Source organism: Streptomyces sp. NPDC001532 (assembly GCF_040298625.1).
Taxonomy (GTDB): Bacteria; Actinomycetota; Actinomycetes; order Streptomycetales; family Streptomycetaceae; genus Streptomyces.
On the sequence record NZ_JBEPAL010000023.1, the window covers coordinates 32,853 to 49,251 of the forward strand.

General features: G+C 72.4%; 20 protein-coding genes, 1 tRNA gene and 1 pseudogene. 8 read left to right on the plus strand and 14 right to left on the minus strand.

Annotation, left to right across the window (positions count from 1 at the left end):
• Position 1: 1 nt before the first annotated feature.
• Positions 2-976, minus strand: a complete 975-nt coding sequence (locus ABT232_RS21485; RefSeq protein ID WP_351842226.1) for a Dyp-type peroxidase — start codon at positions 974-976, stop codon at positions 2-4.
• Between the two features lie 284 nt (positions 977-1,260).
• Positions 1,261-2,151, minus strand: a complete 891-nt coding sequence (locus ABT232_RS21490) for a Cof-type HAD-IIB family hydrolase (RefSeq protein WP_351842228.1) — start codon at positions 2,149-2,151, stop codon at positions 1,261-1,263.
• A gap of 191 nt (positions 2,152-2,342) precedes the next feature.
• On the opposite strand from ABT232_RS21490, the gene ABT232_RS21495 reads away from it, so the two are divergent.
• From ABT232_RS21495 to ABT232_RS21525, 8 genes and pseudogenes are all read left to right on the plus strand, one after another.
• Positions 2,343-3,155, plus strand: coding sequence for an SAM-dependent methyltransferase (locus ABT232_RS21495; protein ID WP_351842230.1), 813 nt, complete (start codon positions 2,343-2,345; stop codon positions 3,153-3,155).
• Between the two features lie 44 nt (positions 3,156-3,199).
• A pseudogene (locus tag ABT232_RS21500) lies at positions 3,200-3,586 on the plus strand (glutamine synthetase); the annotation flags it as partial.
• On the plus strand, positions 3,568-4,035 hold the full coding sequence (locus ABT232_RS38480) for a hypothetical protein (protein WP_450871714.1): 468 nt from the start codon (positions 3,568-3,570) through the stop codon (positions 4,033-4,035). The pseudogene ABT232_RS21500 and the gene ABT232_RS38480, both read left to right, overlap by 19 nt.
• A gap of 89 nt (positions 4,036-4,124) precedes the next feature.
• Positions 4,125-4,439, plus strand: a complete 315-nt coding sequence (locus ABT232_RS38485; protein ID WP_450871707.1) for a hypothetical protein — start codon at positions 4,125-4,127, stop codon at positions 4,437-4,439.
• Positions 4,440-4,455: 16 nt separating this feature from the next.
• Positions 4,456-4,983 carry an NUDIX hydrolase family protein gene (locus ABT232_RS21510; protein WP_351842398.1) on the plus strand — a complete coding sequence of 176 codons (528 nt, stop codon included), beginning with the start codon at positions 4,456-4,458 and terminating at the stop codon, positions 4,981-4,983.
• Positions 4,980-5,387 (plus strand): (2Fe-2S) ferredoxin domain-containing protein, encoded by a 408-nt coding sequence (locus tag ABT232_RS21515; protein WP_351842232.1) that lies wholly within the window; start codon positions 4,980-4,982, stop codon positions 5,385-5,387. Before ABT232_RS21510 ends, ABT232_RS21515 begins: the two co-directional genes overlap by 4 nt.
• A gap of 85 nt (positions 5,388-5,472) precedes the next feature.
• Positions 5,473-5,643 carry a 50S ribosomal protein L32 gene (gene rpmF, locus ABT232_RS21520; protein WP_351842234.1) on the plus strand — a complete coding sequence of 57 codons (171 nt, stop codon included), beginning with the start codon at positions 5,473-5,475 and terminating at the stop codon, positions 5,641-5,643.
• Between the two features lie 6 nt (positions 5,644-5,649).
• Entirely contained in the window at positions 5,650-6,858 is a 1,209-nt protein-coding gene (locus tag ABT232_RS21525) for a GTP-binding protein (protein ID WP_351842236.1), read from the plus strand.
• 284 nt (positions 6,859-7,142) lie between these two features.
• Here ABT232_RS21525 and ABT232_RS21530 read toward each other — a convergent pair whose 3' ends face one another.
• The 12 genes from ABT232_RS21530 to ABT232_RS21585 form a co-directional block, all read right to left on the minus strand.
• Positions 7,143-7,352, minus strand: coding sequence for a hypothetical protein (locus ABT232_RS21530; RefSeq protein WP_351842238.1), 210 nt, complete (start codon positions 7,350-7,352; stop codon positions 7,143-7,145).
• A complete protein-coding gene (locus ABT232_RS21535) occupies positions 7,349-7,771 on the minus strand; it encodes an ATP-binding protein (RefSeq protein WP_351842240.1) in 423 nt (140 codons plus the stop codon). The genes ABT232_RS21530 and ABT232_RS21535 overlap by 4 nt, the downstream gene beginning before the upstream one ends.
• A 125-nt stretch (positions 7,772-7,896) precedes the next feature.
• On the minus strand, positions 7,897-9,111 hold the full coding sequence (locus ABT232_RS21540; RefSeq protein ID WP_351842242.1) for a helix-turn-helix domain-containing protein: 1,215 nt from the start codon (positions 9,109-9,111) through the stop codon (positions 7,897-7,899).
• Positions 9,112-9,171: 60 nt separating this feature from the next.
• Positions 9,172-9,621, minus strand: coding sequence for a hypothetical protein (locus tag ABT232_RS21545; protein WP_351842244.1), 450 nt, complete (start codon positions 9,619-9,621; stop codon positions 9,172-9,174).
• 122 nt (positions 9,622-9,743) lie between these two features.
• Positions 9,744-9,817, minus strand: a tRNA-Pro gene (locus tag ABT232_RS21550).
• 105 nt (positions 9,818-9,922) lie between these two features.
• On the minus strand, positions 9,923-11,206 hold the full coding sequence (locus ABT232_RS21555; protein WP_351842246.1) for an MFS transporter: 1,284 nt from the start codon (positions 11,204-11,206) through the stop codon (positions 9,923-9,925).
• Positions 11,207-11,278: 72 nt separating this feature from the next.
• Complete coding sequence (locus tag ABT232_RS21560) at positions 11,279-11,638, minus strand: MmcQ/YjbR family DNA-binding protein (protein WP_351842248.1); 360 nt, start codon at positions 11,636-11,638, stop codon at positions 11,279-11,281.
• A gap of 30 nt (positions 11,639-11,668) precedes the next feature.
• The gene (locus ABT232_RS21565; protein WP_351842250.1) at positions 11,669-12,211 is read right to left on the minus strand and encodes a GNAT family N-acetyltransferase; all 543 of its coding nucleotides are present in this window, start codon (positions 12,209-12,211) and stop codon (positions 11,669-11,671) included.
• Between the two features lie 2 nt (positions 12,212-12,213).
• Positions 12,214-12,798 (minus strand): helix-turn-helix domain-containing protein, encoded by a 585-nt coding sequence (locus tag ABT232_RS21570; protein WP_351842252.1) that lies wholly within the window; start codon positions 12,796-12,798, stop codon positions 12,214-12,216.
• A gap of 48 nt (positions 12,799-12,846) precedes the next feature.
• Positions 12,847-14,220 carry a B12-binding domain-containing radical SAM protein gene (locus ABT232_RS21575; protein WP_351842254.1) on the minus strand — a complete coding sequence of 458 codons (1,374 nt, stop codon included), beginning with the start codon at positions 14,218-14,220 and terminating at the stop codon, positions 12,847-12,849.
• A gap of 52 nt (positions 14,221-14,272) precedes the next feature.
• Complete coding sequence (locus ABT232_RS21580; protein ID WP_351842256.1) at positions 14,273-15,175, minus strand: LysR family transcriptional regulator; 903 nt, start codon at positions 15,173-15,175, stop codon at positions 14,273-14,275.
• 18 nt (positions 15,176-15,193) lie between these two features.
• On the minus strand, positions 15,194-16,387 hold the full coding sequence (locus tag ABT232_RS21585) for a glycine C-acetyltransferase (protein WP_351842258.1): 1,194 nt from the start codon (positions 16,385-16,387) through the stop codon (positions 15,194-15,196).
• Between the last annotated feature and the right edge of the window lie 12 nt (positions 16,388-16,399).

Sequence of the window (16,399 nt, forward strand, 5' to 3'; positions counted from 1 at the left end):
CTCAGCGCGGCTTGCCGTGCTCGGAGACGTGCTGGAGCAGATCGGCCGAGGGGACGAAGAACAGGCTGCCGGTGACGGCGCGGGAGAAGTCCAGCAGCGGGTCGGGGCCGCCGGCCGGGGTGCCGAGGAACATCCGGCGCAGCATGGTCTCGGTCAGTCGCGGATCGCGGGCGTAGGCGATGAAGTACGTGCCGAACTCGCCCCGGCCCGGCCGGCCGAACGGCATCGCGGCGCGCAGGATGCGCTGCTCGGTGCCGTCCGGGCCGAGCACGGTGTTGACCTCCCGGTGCGAGCCGGGCGCCGCCCGCTCCAGGCCGGTCGCCTTGACCCGGCCCATCACCCGCTCCTGCTCCTCGGTGGTCAGTGACTCCCAGGCCGCCACGTCGTGCAGGTACTTCTGCACGATCGCGTACGAGCCGCCCCGGAACTCCGGGTCCTCGTCGCCGATGAGCGCCGCCTCCTCGGCGTCGGGGCCGACGGGGTTCTCGGTGCCGTCGACGAAGCCCAGCAGGTTGCGGGCGTCGTAGTAGGCGAAGGCGTGCACCTCGTCCTGCACGGTGGCGAGTCCGCGCAGGCCCTTCACTATCTCGGCGGTCAGCGCGAAGCACAGGTCGGGGCGCGCGCCCCGGATGTGGAAGAGCAGGTCGCCCGGGGTGGACACGGCGTGGTGGCGGGGCCCGGTCAGTTCGCGGAACGGGTGCAGGGCGGCCGGGCGCGGGGCACCGTACAGGCGGTCCCAGGCGTCGGCGCCGACGCCCGCCACGCAGGACAGGTCGCCGTTGGGGTGCGGAAAGGCGAACGCGCGCTCCCAGGCGGCGAGTTCGGCCAGCACCTCGCGGGCGGCGCTCTCCCCGCCGGGGTCGACGGTGACCACCAGGAAGACGGCCGCGCGGGCGGGCGGGGCCAGCACCGGCTGCGGGCGCTGACGTGGTGCGGGATTCGACGAGATGGACGGAGTCGACGGAACCGACGGCATGGCTCCCCCTCTTCGACGTGACGTCACGGCCCGAGCGGCCGGTCGGCACCCCTCACCATGCCCAGCCGGGCGAGCGGCGACACCGGGGCGCCGAGGCGCGGGGAGCCCCGGCGCGGTCGCCCCGGACGCGTCGCCGACGAGGGCGGGCTGACGCGGTCGGACCCAGGGATCGCCGACGATTCCGCCGCAAGCCCGCCACTTCGTCACTCCGTCAGTCGGTCAGTCCGTCAGCCCGTCGGTCCGGTCAGTCCGTCAGCCCGTCAGTCGGTTCATCCGTCGGTCCGTCAGTCGCCGGTGCCGGCCGCCGGCAGGCCCAGTACTCGCCTGATGGTGCGCAGCACTCCGTCGTCGTTGTTGGACGGGGCGAGGTGGCGGGCGCGGCGGACGACCTCGGGGTGGGCGTTGCTCATGGCGAAGGACCAGTCGGCGGTGTCCAGCATGCCCAGGTCGTTGAGGTAGTCGCCGAACACCATGGTCTGCGCGGGGGTGATCCCCAGGTCGCGCTGGAGCCTGCGGATGGCGGCGCCCTTGTCGGCGGTGCGGTTCATGACGTCGACCCAGTGCGCGCCGGAGACCACGACCTGGTGGGTCTCGGCGAACGCGGCCAGCGCGGGCGCGGTGCCGCGTTCGGCGGGGCCGAAGTCGTAGAGGGCGACCTTGAGGATGTCGTCGTCCACGGCGGTGACGTCCTCGACGACGCGGTTCTCCACGTAGTACCGGCGCACCTCGGTGAGGAAGGGCTCGTCGGCGCGCTCGACGTAGGCGGATCTCTTGCCGCAGACGACGGCTCCGACGTCCGTGCCGTCGGCCGCGAGCCGCCGGACCGCCGCGACGACCTCGGCGACCACACCGGGGTCCAGCGGGTCGCTGCTCAACTCGACCCCGTCGCGCACCACGTAGGTGCCGTTCTCCGCGATGAACACCATGCCCTGCGCGGCCGGCGCGAACTCGCGCACGAGGGTCGCGTACTGCCGGCCGCTCGCCGGGCTGAACAGCACTCCGCGCTCGCGCAGCTGCTCCAGCACCTCCCACAGCCCGGCCGGAGCCCGCTTGTCGTCGTCCAGGAGGGTGCCGTCCATGTCGGTGACGACGAGCCGGATGTCGGCGGGAGGGGCCTCGGGCGCGGCGGCGGACGCGGTGTCGGCGGCGGTGAGGGGCGAGTGCGAGTAGGGCATGTCCTGCTTCCTGCGACGGCAGCCGTGTGTCGTTCGGTGTCGTTCAGTGTCGTTCCGTGGGCGACTGTCAACCCTACCCGGCGGCCCTCACCCTTCCGGGTGATCGTCCCCTCGCCCGGTCACCGGGACGGCCTGATCATGGACGCGGCACAATGACGGGGACCGCGGTACGGGCGAGGAGAGGAAGCGACGTGAGCGAGGCCCCCACCCCTGCGGACGGAGCGGCACGCCTGAACACCGGTGTGGCGCACAACGCCCGGGTCTGGAACTACTGGATCGGCGGCAAGGACAACTACGAGGTCGACCACCAGGTCGGCGATCACGTCGCCTCGATGTTCCCGGTGATCCGGGACATCGCCCGCGCGGACCGCGACTTCCTGGGCCGGGCGGTGCGGTTCCTCGCCGCGGAGCGCGGGGTGCGGCAGTTCCTGGACATCGGCACCGGTCTGCCCACGGCGGACAACACCCACGAGATCGCCCAGCGGGTCGCGCCCGACGCGCGGATCGTCTACGTCGACAACGACCCGGTCGTGCTGCTGCACGCCCGCGCCCTGCTCACCGGCACACCGGCCGGGGCCACCGCCTACATCGACGCCGATGTGCACGACCCGGACACCATCCTGGAGCAGGCCGCCCGCACCCTCGACCTGTCCCGGCCGGTCGCGGTGATGATGCTGGGCATCCTGAACTTCGTGCTCGACACCGACGAGGCGCGGAAGATCGTGCGCCGGGTCGTCTCGGCGGTCCCCTCCGGCAGCTTCCTGGTCCTCACCCACCCCACCTACGAGTCCGAGCTGGGCGGCGAGGGCCAGATCCCGGCGATGAGGTTCTGGAACGAGAACGCCACACCGCCGATCACCGCCCGCGGCCGCGCGGACGTCGCCGCGTTCTTCGAGGGGCTGGAGCTGCTGGAGCCGGGCCTGGTGTCGTGCTCGCAGTGGCGCCCGCGGAGCCCGTGGCCCGTCGTGGTCCCGCAGTTCGGCGCGGTGGCGGTCAAACCCTGAGCCCCGTGGTGCCCTGAGCCCGGTGATGAGCCGGAGGAGGACCGATGACCACCCTGGCCGATCCGGTGCCCGGCGGCCGACCCGGCGAGGTCGAGCGGGCCGGCGCGCTGAGCGAGGAGCTGTCCGGGCGGGACGTGCACGGCATCGTCCTGGCCTACGTCGACACCGCCGGCGTCGCCCGGGTGAAGACGATCCCGACCGCGCGGCTCGCCGACGCCGTGGCGTGGGGTGTCGGCATGTCGCCGGTGTTCGACACCTTCCTGGCGCACGACACCATCGTCCGCACCGATGTGCTCGGCTCGCCCGACGGCGATCCGCGCCTCTGTCCGGACCTGGACCGGCTGACCGTGCTCGCCGCGCCGCCCGGCTGGGCATGGGCCCCGGTGGACCGGATCACCCAGGAGGGCGAGCCGTGTCCGGCCTGCTCGCGACCGGCGTGTTCGGCGTCGACACCGGGCACGCCCCGCGCGGCCCGACCACCCCGGCCGAGGCGGCCCGCGCCGCCGACGCCGAGGCGTGGGAGGTCGTACGGCCGGAGAACGTCGCGGAGGCGGTGGCGGCGGCCGGGGTGGAGCCGGACGCCTGCGCGGAGACGTTCCGGACGGCCGCCGGGGAGGCGGTGCGCGGGCCCGGCGTGGTGGCGGTGAAGTCCGTGGCGGCCTACCGCACCGGCTTCGCCCTCGATCCGGCGCGGCCCTCCGACGCGGAGGTCACCGGCGCGGCCCGCCGGTGGCTCGCGGTGGGCGGCGGACGGCTCGCCGACCCCGTGCTGGTCCGGCATCCGCTGTGGACGGCCGTGGAGCTGGGCCTGCCGCTCCAGCTGCACACCGGGTTCGGGGACGCGATCTGCGGCCGCACCACGCGGACCCGGCGCTGCTGACCGACTGGCCGCGGCTGACCGCCAGAACCGTCCCGCTGCTGCTGCTGCGCTGCTGGCCGTACCACCGCCAAGCCGCCTGTCCGGCCTCGGTGTTCGAGCAGGTGCACCTCGATCCCGGTCTGACGCTGACGCACGTCGGCCCGGCCCGGTTCGCAGCCGTCCTCGCCGAGGCCCTGGAGATCGCCCCGTTCCGCGAACTGCCGTACAGCTCGCACGCCTACGGTGTCGCCGAGTTCTTCCAACTCGGCGCGCCGGCCTTCCGGAAGGGCCCGGCCGGGCTGCTCGCGGAGCGGGTGGACGCCGACGAGCCGAGCCTGCCCGACGCTTCGCGGATCGCCCGGTGGGCGGGCAAGGGACAACGCCCGCCGGGTCTACCGGTTTTCCGACGCCACCTGAAAGTATGATCAAGCAATGTCTGACATGACCGAAACCACGCCCGGTTGGCTGACACCCGACGAACTCGAACTGGCCCGCGCCAGGATGCCGATCCTGTACGTCGAGGCGGTGCCGGTCCGCGTGGACGACAGCGGTGAGGTCACCAGCATCGGACTGCTGCTGCGCATCGGCCCGGACGGGACGGTCAGCCGCACGCTGGTCTCCGGCCGGGTGCTGCACCACGAGCGGGTCCGGGACGCCCTGCTGCGTCACCTGGAGAAGGACCTCGGCCCGGTCGCGCTGCCCCGCGTCCCGGCCTCGCTCCAGCCCTTCACGGTCGCCGAGTACTTCCCGACCCAGGGCATCACCCCCTACCACGACCCCCGGCAGCACGCGGTGTCCCTCGCCTACGTCGTCCCGGTCACCGGTGACTGCCGGCCCCGGCAGGACGCCCTCGACCTGGTCTGGTTCAGCCCCCATGAGGCGGCGTCGGAGGCGGTGCAGAGCGAGATGCCGGGCGGGCACGGCGTCCTGCTCAAGCAGGCCCTCGCCCATGTGGGCCTGGCGCTTTGAGCACGGTCGGCACCGCCCGGTTCGCCGCCCGGCCGTGCACCCTCGTGGTGTGCCGGGGCTGCTGCTGCGGCAACGCGCGCAAGCACCCCGGCACCGACCACGCCTGGCAGCTGGCCCGGCTGCGGGCCGCCGCGGCCGAGTCCGGCGGCCGGTTCGCGGTGCGGACCACGGACTGTCTGGGCCCGTGCGACCAGGCGAACGTCGTCGTGGTGCAGCCGTCCAGCACGGGGCGGCGGGCCGGGGGCCGCGCGGTGTGGGTGGGTTTCGCGACGGACGACGACTCCACGGAGGAACTGCTGCGCTGGGCCGCCGACGGCGGTCCTGGTGTCGCCGAGCCGCCGGCGGCGCTGGAGTTGCAGTTCATCCCGGCGCCCAGGGAGGGGAAGGTGCGCAGCCGCCGCTGAAGACGGCCGACGGCGAACTACTTTTTCGTAATGGGACCCATTTTCATGTAGCGTCTGCCTGGTTCACCCACCAGGAAGGACTCCCATGGCCGTCCCCAAGCGGAAGATGTCCCGCAGCAACACCCGCCACCGCCGCGCCCAGTGGAAGGCGAGCACGCCGCCGCTGGTCCCCGTGACCGTCGACGGCGTCCGCCACCTCGTGCCGCAGCACCTGGTCAAGGCGTACGAGCGCGGGCTGCTGCGGCCCGAGGGCTGATCGCCGGTGCCCTACGAGCGACTGCCCGTCACCGTGCTCTCCGGATTCCTCGGGGCGGGCAAGACCACACTGCTCAACCATGTCCTCGCCAATCGCGAGGGTCTGCGGGTGGCGGTCATCGTGAACGACATGAGCGAGGTCAACATCGACGCGGCGCTGGTCCGCGGCGGCGAGGCCGCGCTGTCGCGCACCGAGGAGCGGCTGGTGGAGATGACCAACGGCTGCATCTGCTGCACCCTGCGCGACGATCTGCTCCTGGAGGTCGACCGGCTGGCCCGGGAGGGCCGCTTCGACCACCTCCTCATCGAGTCGTCGGGCATCTCCGAGCCCATGCCGGTGGCCGCCACCTTCGCCTTCGCCCGCGACGACGGCGCCACCCTCGGCGATCTGGCCCGGCTGGACACCATGGTCACCGTCGTCGACGCGGCCGGCTTCCTGACGGAGCTGAACAGCGGCGACGAACTGACCGAGCGGGGCCTGGACCAGTACGAGGACGACGAGCGCACGGTCAGCGACCTGCTGATGGACCAGGTCGAGTTCGCCGACGTCCTCGTGCTGAACAAGCTGGACCTGGTGGACGCCACCGCCGCCGACCGGCTGCGCGCGATCCTCGCCCGCCTCAACCCCGCGGCCCGGGTCGTCCCGGCCGTCCACGGCCGGGTCGGCCTCCGCCAGGTGCTGGACACCGGCCTGTTCGACCTGGACCGCGCCCAGCAGGCGCCCGGCTGGGTCCGCGAACTCAACGGCGACCATGTGCCGGAGACCGAGGAGTACGACATCTCCTCGACCGTGTTCCGCTCCGAACTGCCCTTCCACCCGGGCCGGTTGTGGGAGTTCGTCACCGAGCGGCTGGACGGCGGCGCCTGCGGCCGGGTGCTGCGGTCCAAGGGCTTCTTCACCCTGGCCACCCGCCCGCGGGTGACCGGCCTGTGGTCGCAGGCGGGCTCCGTCGCCCGCTTCGAACCCTCCGCGGCCCGCGACGACGAGGCGCCGTACGCGCAGGAACTGGTCTTCATCGGCACCGGGCTGGACCGGGCGGCGGTGCACGCGGAGCTGTCCGCCTGTCTGCTGCGCCCCGGCGAACCGCTACCCGCCGAGGACCCCTTCCCCGCCTGGGCGTCCCACGGCGTCGACGACGCCTGCGCGCTCGACGGCCCGGAGCCGGTCGGGGGTGCGGAGCCGGTCGACGGTCCGGAGCCGGTCGGGGCTCGCTGAGACCGGAGGGCGGGTTCCCCGGAACACGCGTAAGGGTCTTCGCGGACTCTCGTCCGCGAAGCCCTTCGCACCGTCGGGACGACAGGATTTGAACCTGCGACCCCTTGACCCCCAGTGAACGAAACACAGTCCAGGGGGGTCCGCGAAATCCAGGGAGACTGCAAAAGTCCAGGTCAGGGCCGCAAACTCCGCGACAGACCGTGCAGTTCGTGAGATCTGTGTGAGACGGACGTGAGACGACGAAGCCCCGGCCGGTGAACTCCACCGTGCCGGGGCTTCTGTCGTCAGGCGCTCCGCTCCCGCAGCCTCTCTTCCCGGGTTTTGATCACCCGCAGCCGGTCCGGCCGCTGCGAGGTCCACCGGTCCGGCCCGTACTCCGGCCGCAGCACCCACGTGGCGCCGCCGCGCACGTCCGCCACGATCCCGCGCCGGTCGGCGTCCTCGTCATGGATCATGTCGCCCACCCACGCGCGCCGCTTCTGCTCGCCGGTCATCCGTGTCCCTTCCCGTGCAGCTCCGCCCACACCCGTTTCCCCCACGGCAGCGGCTCGCTGCCCCAGGCATCCGCCAGCTTCGTCACGAGCGCCAATCCGCGCCCTCCTTCGTCCTCGGGGCCGGACGCCTTGCGCACCGGCGGAGCCTTCGAGAAGTCCACGACGCCGATGCGCACGCGCCCCGCGCCGGGGCGGTCGACGGCCACCCGGATGGACTCCCGCCGGGCGTGCTGCACGGCGTCGGCCACCAACTCGGAGACGATCAGGGCGCCGTCCTCGGCCAGGTCGTCCAAGCGCCACACGGCACACGCGGCGCGGACCAGGCGCCGTGCGGGCGCGGCACTCTCGGGTTGACGGGGCAGGGTCTCGCTGTACCCGGGGTGCCCGGTCCTGCGAGCCCGCGTTGTAGGTTGCGGCATGTCGGTCTGCTTCCTCAGATCGGCCAAGCCCCGGGGCCGGTCGCACGGCCGCCGGGGCGCTGTCCGCTCATGTAAGCGACATGCCTGGAACGCTGACAGGGGCGCAACGTCCCACTTTCACCACGCTATTCGCAGACCCCCAGGAACTCCGCCAACGACCGCAGGCCCGGAGGGTGATTGGGGAGCGCCCACAGGTCGCGCACGATCGCCACGGCCAAGGTGTGGTGCTGCATCCACGTCGGCGCCACACGGCGCAGGGACTCCAGGGTCTTCACCGCTCCGGCCGCATCCCCAGTGTCCGTGTGCGCTCGGGCCACATCCAGCAGCAGCCACGTGCGCCACGACGGAGGCGTGTCCTTGCTGAGCCGCATCCCCTTTGCCAGAGCCAGGGCGTCTTGCGGATGCCCGTACTGCACTGCGAGCCGGACGCGTTCGATGCGGACCGATGACGGGCTGAAGACGCTGACCATGCGGTTGTCTCCGCCGTCCGGCAACTTCGAGACGCGGGCGGCTTCCTTCTCGGCCGTCTCCATCATCGCGGCTGCGCGCTCGTAGTCGCCGCTGCGCGCGGCCGATGTGGCGGCGCTCATGGTCAGCGCACCCCACACCTTCAGGCCATCGGTCGTATCCGTATGGCCCGCGTTCGCCATGTCGTCGGCGGCCCGGAGGGCGATACCCAACGCGTCTTCCAGGCGGCCTTGCCGCTGATACGTCCACGCCGTGGAGTTAACGATCATTGGCAGTAGCAGCGGATCGGAAGACTGTCCGGCAGCGTCTATGGCGCGTTCGAGGCTGATCAGAGCGAGGTCCGTCTTGCCCATCCGCACGGCTACGTGCCCGGCGAGCTGAAGTGCCTTCCCTAGAGCCGCGAAACCGGCCCTGCGCGAATCGTCGCTGCCCGATGCAGTGGCGGAGCGCGCATCCGAGATCAGGTCCGGCAGCGCCTTCATCACCGTGTCGAACTCGGCAGAGTGGTATTGCGTCCAGCCGTCCGCGATCTGCTCACGCAGGCTGTTCATGGAGAAGTCGGGTCCGGGCGGCTCGGGCGCCGGTCCCCAGAGCGCGGGCATGATGGCACGGCGCACCGCCACGAAGCGGGGACCGTCGTTCTCCCCGGAGGAGGACACAGCAGGCGGATCCCCGAGAAGCGTGGTCAGCTCCACACCGAGACCATTCGCCAGGGCGTGCAGCGTGGGCAGACGCGCCGAATGCTTCCGTCCCTGTTCGAGCTGACGGATCACGTCAACGGATACGCCAGAGCGCTCGGCCAGCTCTTCTTGTGTGAGGGAGGCCAGACGGCGCAGGCGGCGCAGAGTCTTCCCCAGGTCTTCGTTTGCCACGCTGCCACGGTACGCCCGCCGTGCGCAGGACAGGGCGCTGATGACGCCAGCGTTCGCGCGCTAGGCAGGGCCGTCCGCGTAGAGCCCTCGAAGATGGCGGCTCAGTCGGTCCTGAAGCGCATCGAGCGCCGCCCGTGCCGCTGCCGCATTGCGGTGTGGCTCCAGCCACTCCAGCACGCTGGCGGCCAGTTCACGGTCTTCTAGCCGGGCAATGTGAGCACGGAGATGCAGCGCGGATTCCGTTGCCGCTGCCCGGAATTGCTCACTCATCCGGGCCCCGGGCGGCAGCTCGTTGGCGGCCATGCTGCCTTCAAGCGCGTGTTGTATCTCCATGATCGCTTCCCGCTGGAGAGTCGCCCGCTCTGCGGCCAGACGGATCTTCGCTTCTTCCTGCGCGAGCAGCCGGTCACGCCGGAGGGTGCGTGAGTCGGACAGCTTCTGCCCGAGCAGTGTGCCGAGACTTCCCAGGACAACACCGACCAGGGGCGCGATCGTCTTCCACCATTCCATCGGGGGATCGTAACCAGGGCCCGCAGCGTTGGACTGTGGATCGGTGGTAGCAGGCCGGCTGACCGTTTACACGACAGGAAAAGGACCCTGTCGAAACAGGGCCCTGACCTTGTACTTCACCGTCGGGACGACAGGATTTGAACCTGCGACCCCTTGACCCCCAGTCAAGTGCGCTACCAAGCTGCGCCACGTCCCGGTGCCGTCTGACCTGGGGTTTCCCCTGGCCGAACGCGCAGAGAAACCATACCGCACTCGGGTCGGTGGTCGCGCACCCCTTTTCCGTGGGTGCGCCTCCGGGCCGCTACTCGGGACGGACCAGGGCCGCCTTCTCCGGCACCCGTCCGCGCGGTGCCGAGGGCGCGTCGGCGCGCACCAGGCCGCGGATGGCCGGGACCGAGAGCAGCGCGATCACCACGACGAAGCTCATCGCCCCGGCGACCAGCAGCACCCGCTCCACGCCGAGCGCGGCGGCGGCCGGTCCGGCGAGGGCCTGGCCGACGGGCATCATCGCCAGCGACCCGGCCACGTCGTAGGCGTGGATGCGGTTGAGGACCTCGGACGGGACCTGGGTCTGCACGCTGGTCGCCCACATCACGCTCCAGAACGACATCCCGGCCCCGGCGACCGCGGCCCCGGCCGCCATGGCGGGCACGCCGAGCCCGAGCCCGACGCAGAGCGGGTATCCGGCGAAGCCGATCAGGGCGTAGGCGCCCGCGCGCAGCATCCTGCGGGGGCGCAGTCGCAGGGCGAGGAGGCCGCCGACGACGGTGCCGGCGCCGAGCGCGGAGTTGACCAGGCCGTAGGCGCGCGCGCCGTGGTCCTGGACCACCTCCGCGGCCACCAGCGGGCCGGTCGGCCCCCAGACCGCGATCATGTAGAGGCACCAGACGGCGATCACGGCCCACAGCCAGGTCCGCGAGCGGAACTCACGCCACCCCTCGACCAGGTCGGCCCGGAAGGTGGCGGCCGGGTGGGCGGCGGGGCGGCTGTCCGGAGCGAGCGGGGGCAGGCGGAGCAGCAGCAGGCACAGGGCGCTGATCGCGTAGGTGGCGGCGTGGGCGGCGAACACCCCGCCGGGTGAGGCGAGGCCGACCAGCACTCCCGCGGTGGCGGGTCCGGCGAGCTGGGCCAAGGACTCGGCGACGCGGATCGCGCCGTTGGCGCCCTGCACATCGGCGGCGAGGCGGGGCACCATGCTGGCGACACCGGGCTGGAAGACGGCGCCCGCCGCCCCGTTGACCAGGCCGATCACGCAGATCTCCCAGAGCACCACGTGGTCGGCGAAGAACAGGCCGGCGGCGAGGGCCTGGGTGCCGAGCCGGACCAGGTCGGAGCCGATCATCAGGGCGCGGGTGCCGAACCGGTCGGCGATCACCCCGGCGAAGACGACGAGTCCGGCGAAGGAGGCGGCGGTCGCGGCCATCGCCAGACCGACCGCTCCGGCCCCGTACCCGTGCTGGAGCAGCCCGGCGGCCAGGGCCACCGGCAGCATGGTGTCGCCGAGCCGTGCGACGGCACGGCCGACGAAGAACAGGTTGAACTCCCGCGACCACAGACTCTCGGCCGACGGCGTCCCGGACGTCACTGGCGCACTCCCTCCCCGGCCCTCCCGAGCCCGGGGATCATGCCATGGCGGTCGCGTGCGTCCAAGGGATTTTCACCCGCCGGACGACAGCCCCAACTCGGGGTGGGAGTCGAGGAGTCGGGTCGGTGCCGCCTGCCGCCAGGAGTCGGCGAGGATGTCCCGCAGCTCCGCCTCGTCCTCCAGCGCGGCGAGCCGCACCCGCACCCAGGCGAACTGGACCTCATGGTCGGCGATCCAGAACTTCCCCGGTTCGGCGAGGACCAGTTCGGCACGCTCCTCCTTGGGGCAGCGCACCGCCATGGAGGTCTCGTCCTCGGGCAGCGTGGCGAACATCTTGCCCGCGACCCGGAAGGTGGGCATGCTCCAGGCGATCTTCTCCGTGGTGTCCGGCAGGGACAGGGCGATACGACGTACGTCCTCGGCATCCGACATGACCCGCACGGTAGTCCCTGCCACTGACAATCACCTGGTGGAGGCCATGGCCGGCGCCGGGGGCAGTTGCTTGTAGTAGATGGTCGTCGGGCGCAGTTCGCCGCCGGGCTCGGCGGCGAAGTCGGGGATGGCGCCGAGCCGCGTCCAGCCGGCCGAGCCGTACAGCCGCTCGGCGAGGCTGTCGGTCTCGGTGTCCAGGTGCAGCAGGGTGACACCGGCCGCCGCGGCGGCCTCCTCGGCGGTGGTCAGCAGCCGCCGCCCGAGGCCCCGGCCGCGGCCGTCCCGGTGCACCATCAGCTTGACGATCTCGGCGCGGTGGCGGCTGTTCGGCTTGTCGGCGAAGGCGAGGGAGACGGTGCCGACCAGCCGCTTCCCGTCGTACGCCGCCCAGACGGCCAGTGACCCGGCGGCCACCGCGGCGGCCCGTCCCCGCCACCAGGCGCCGGCCTCGGCGGGGTCGAGCGGTGCGAGGAAGCCGACGGAGGCGCCGCTCGCCACGGTGTCGACCAGCAGCTCCGCCAACTCGTCCGCGTGGTCGAGCAGTCGGTCCGCGTCCAGTCGGATCGTCGTCACGGTCACGGCAGCACCACCGCCAGCACATAGCGGGCGTCCACGGGGCCGGGGCAGCGGAACCGGGTCGGGCCCCAGACCCGCAGCCGCAGGCAGTCCCCGGTCTCCAGCCGGTGCTCTGCGTCCTGCGCGGTCACCTCGAGGGTGCCGTCCAGCACCCAGATGTGCTGTTCCAGTCCGGGCACGGGCGGCCGGTCGTAGGCCAGGTCCGCGCCGGCGGCGAGCCGCCCCTCGACGAGTTCGCCGCGCAGCCCGGCGTGCGGCGGGGACACCTGGCGGCGGACGAAGCCCGCCGCGCGGTCCTCCCACACCGGCTGCTCGGCGGCCCGCAGCACCGCGGTGGGCTCGCCCTCGACCTCGCTGAGCAGCTGGGACATGGTGCGGCCGTAGACGTTGCACAGCCGGTTCAGTACGGCGGCGGTGGGGCTGATCTCGGCGCGCTCGGCGCGGGACAGGGTGGACCGGCTGACCCCGCTGCGCTCCGCCAGCTCCCCCAGCGACCAGCCGCGCTCGGCGCGCAGCTCGGCGAGCCGGGCGCCGAGCCGGGCGTCCACGGCGTCCGCGCCGGTCTCGGTGACGTCTTGTTTCATATCCGGGATGCTATCCCGGATATGGGACCTGCTGAGCTGTGTCGCCGGTCACTCCCGGCCGCCGAACGCCGCCAGGGTGCGCTCCAGCGCGGGCAGCGCCCGCACCACGCGCCGGGAGCGGATCAGCAGGTCCCAGGCGGGCTCGAACTTCTTCCACCCGCCCGCGTACGCCAGGTGCCGCAGCCGTTCGTGCGGTCCCGGCTGGGCCGCCGAGCCGCGCCAGATGCTGGACCAGCGGTAGAAGTCGCGGTAGGCCCGCCAGTAGCCGTCCTCCAGCTGACGCGGCGTCATGCCCTTGGGCCGGTGGACCACATGGCGGGTGTCGTACAGATCCCAGTCGCGGTGCACGATGCGCCCCTCGGACTCCAGCTGCTTCCACAGCCCGGTCGACGGATACGGCGTCATGATGTGGAAGGTCGCCGTCTCGATGCCCTGCTCGACCGCCCACGCCACGGTGCGGTCGAAGACGTCCGGGCCGTCCTGGTCCAGGCCGAAGACGAAGCTGGCGTTGACCATCACCCCGGCGTCGTGCAGGCGCCGCACCGCCGCGGCGTAGTCGGTGCCGATGTTCTGGTCCTTGCGCCGCTCGGCGAGGTTGGCGTCGTTGACGGTCTCGAAGCCGACGAACAGACTGCGCAGGCCCGCCTCCACGGCGCGCTCCAGCAGATCCGGCTTCAGTACGGAACTGACGGTGCCCGCCGCCTGCCAGAGCCGGCCCATCCCCCGCATGCCGTCGAACAGGGCCTCGGCGAACCGGCGGTTGCCGAGGAGATGGTCGTCGAGGAAGTACAGATGGCGGCCGGGCAGCCGGTCGATCTCGGCCAGCGCGTCGTCAACGGCCTGGGTGTAGAAGGACTTGCCGCCCTCGAAGAACGCGTCCTTGTAGCAGAAGTCGCAGTGGTGCGGGCAGCCTCGGGACACCACGATCGAGTTGGGGACGAGATAGAGGTGGCGCTTGATCAGGTCCCGCCGCACCGGCGGCAGCCCGGCCAGGGTGCGCTGCGTGGAGTCGTAGCGGCGCGCGGGCACGCCGTCGCGGAAGTCCTTCAGGAACAGCGGCCAGGTGTCCTCGCCGGGGCCGGTGAAGATCGTGTCGGCGTGCGCCGCGGCCTCCTCCGGCAGCGAGGTGACGTGCAGACCGCCCATCGCCACGTGCACGCCCCGGGCACGGAAGTGGTCGGCGATCTCGTAACCGCGCCGGGCGGAGGTGATGTAGGGCTGGACGACCAGCAGGTCGGGGGTCTCAAGGGCCTCCAGGTCGACCCGCTCCACATGCTCGTCGAGCAGCGTGACCTCGTCGTCGGGGTCGAGATACCCGGCGAGCGTGGCCAGGCCCAGGGGCGGGAACAGCGAGTACTTGATGGGCCGGAACAGCGGGCTGGTCGCCTCGGTCAGGGCCGGGAGGATCATCGTCACACGCATGCCACCCGAGACCGCGTTCGACCGGTGGCCGGTTCCCTGCCTGGCCGGTTCCTTACCCTTCGGCGGCGTCCCGCAGCGCGTCCAGCACGGGACGGATCAGCGGATGCTCCTCCGCGCCCCGGCGCACGGCGGCGAACACCCGGCGCGTGGGCGCGACCCCGTCCACCGGCCGCACCACCACGCCGGCCAGGTCCATCCCGCGCAGCGCCGAGCGCGGGACGAGGGCCACGCCCGCGTCCGCCGACGCGAGTGCGACGACGGCGCGGAAGTCGTCGGAGGAGTGCTCCAGGCGGGGCTGGAAGCCCGCGCTCTCGCAGGCGAGCACGACCACGTCGTGGCAGGGGTTGCCGGGGTACGGGCCGATCCACGGGTCCTTGGCCAGCTCGGCCAGCGGCACCTCGGCCGTCTCCGCCAGCCGGTGGCTGACCGGGACCACCGCGTCGAACGGCTCGGCGTACAGCGGCACATGGGTCAGCCGCGGGTCGTCGGCGGACGGCGCGCCCCGGTACTCCACCGCCACCGCCACGTCGACCTGCCGGTCCAGCACCATCGGCAGACTGGCGTCGCCCTCGGCGTCCTGCACCCGGATGCGGATGCCGGGCGAGGTCGTCGCGAGGCGGGCCACGGCGGGCGCGACGACCTCGGCGATGCCGGTCGCGAAGGCGGCGACGGTGACCGTGCCGGCCGCGCCCGAGCCGTAGGCGGCCAGCTCCGCCTCGGCCCGCTCCAGCTGGGCGAGGACCAGATGGGTGTGGCTGAGCAGGATCTCGCCGGCCGGGGTGAGCCGTACGCCTTTGGCGCCGCGCTCCACCAGGCGGTGGCCGGTCTCCTGCTCCAGGGCGGTCAGCTGCTGGGAGACCGCCGACGGGGTGAGGTACAGCGCGGCGGCAGCCGCCGTCACCGTGCGATGGTCGGCCACCGCACGGAGGATGTGGAGCCGCCGCGCTTCGATCACGGGATCGATTCTCTCAGGTCAGGCGGCCAGCTCCGCGCGGGCGGCGACGAAGGCGTCCACGGCCCGGTTCACGTCCTCGGTGGAGTGCGCGGCGGACAGCTGCACCCGGATGCGGGCCTGGCCCTGCGGGACCACCGGATAGGAGAACCCGATCACGTACACCCCGCGCTCCAGCAGCAGCTCCGCCATCCGGCCCGCCTCGGCCGCGTCACCGATCATCACGGGCGCGATGGCGTGGTCGCCGGGGAGGACGTCGAAGCCCTCCTCGGTCATCCGGCGGCGGAACAGCGCGGTGTTCTCGGTGAGCCGGACGCGCAGGTCGTCGGCCGACTCCAGCAGGTCGAGGACCTTGAGGGAGGCGGCGGCGATCACCGGGGCGAGGGTGTTGGAGAAGAGGTAGGGGCGGGAGCGCTGGCGCAGCAGGGCGACGATCTCGGCGCGGGCGGCGACATAGCCGCCGGAGGCGCCGCCGAGGGCCTTGCCGAGCGTGCCGGTGATGATGTCGACGCGGTCCATCACGTCGTGCAGCTCGGGGGTGCCGCGCCCGCCGGGGCCGACGAAGCCGACGGCGTGCGAGTCGTCGACCATGACCATGGCGTCGTAGCGGTCGGCGAGGTCGCAGATCTCGCGCAGCGGCGCCACGTAGCCGTCCATGGAGAAGACGCCGTCGGTGACGATCAGCCTGCGGCGCGCGTCGGACGCCTCCTTGAGCTGCGCCTCCAGGTCCGCCATGTCGCGGTTGGCGTAGCGGAAGCGGCGGGCCTTGGAGAGGCGGATGCCGTCGATGATGGAGGCGTGGTTGAGGGCGTCGGAGATGACCGCGTCCTCCGGGCCGAGCAGCGTCTCGAAGACACCGCCGTTGGCGTCGAAGCAGGAGGAGTACAGGATGGTGTCCTCCTGGCCGAGGAACGCGGACAGCCGCGCCTCCAGCTCCTTGTGGACCTCCTGCGTGCCGCAGATGAAGCGCACGGACGCCATGCCGTAGCCCCAGCGGTCCAGCGCCTCGTGGGCGGCGGCGATCACCTCGGGGTGGTCGGCGAGGCCGAGGTAGTTGTTGGCGCAGAAGTTGAGGACCTCGCCGGGGCGGCCGCCCGCGGTGACGGCGACGGTCGCGGACTGCGGGGTGCCGATGACGCGCTCGGGCTTGTGCAGCCCGGCGGCGCGGATCTCGTCGAGGGTGGCGCGCAGGTCGTCGCGCACGGAGTCGAACATCTTCGGTCCTTG

Bases quoted from the DNA above. Each gene is read 5' to 3' on its own strand.
- ABT232_RS21485 (WP_351842226.1), bottom strand. From the start codon at position 976: ATGCCGTCGGTTCCGTCGACTCCGTCCATCTCGTCGAATCCCGCACCA.
- ABT232_RS21490 (WP_351842228.1), bottom strand. From the start codon at position 2,151: ATGCCCTACTCGCACTCGCCCCTCACCGCCGCCGACACCGCGTCCGCC.
- ABT232_RS21510 (WP_351842398.1), top strand. From the start codon at position 4,456: ATGACCGAAACCACGCCCGGTTGGCTGACACCCGACGAACTCGAACTG.
- rpmF (WP_351842234.1), top strand. From the start codon at position 5,473: ATGGCCGTCCCCAAGCGGAAGATGTCCCGCAGCAACACCCGCCACCGC.
- ABT232_RS21530 (WP_351842238.1), bottom strand. From the start codon at position 7,352: ATGACCGGCGAGCAGAAGCGGCGCGCGTGGGTGGGCGACATGATCCAT.
- ABT232_RS21535 (WP_351842240.1), bottom strand. From the start codon at position 7,771: ATGCCGCAACCTACAACGCGGGCTCGCAGGACCGGGCACCCCGGGTAC.
- ABT232_RS21545 (WP_351842244.1), bottom strand. From the start codon at position 9,621: ATGGAATGGTGGAAGACGATCGCGCCCCTGGTCGGTGTTGTCCTGGGA.
- ABT232_RS21560 (WP_351842248.1), bottom strand. From the start codon at position 11,638: ATGTCGGATGCCGAGGACGTACGTCGTATCGCCCTGTCCCTGCCGGAC.
- ABT232_RS21570 (WP_351842252.1), bottom strand. From the start codon at position 12,798: ATGAAACAAGACGTCACCGAGACCGGCGCGGACGCCGTGGACGCCCGG.
- ABT232_RS21575 (WP_351842254.1), bottom strand. From the start codon at position 14,220: ATGCGTGTGACGATGATCCTCCCGGCCCTGACCGAGGCGACCAGCCCG.
- ABT232_RS21585 (WP_351842258.1), bottom strand. From the start codon at position 16,387: ATGTTCGACTCCGTGCGCGACGACCTGCGCGCCACCCTCGACGAGATC.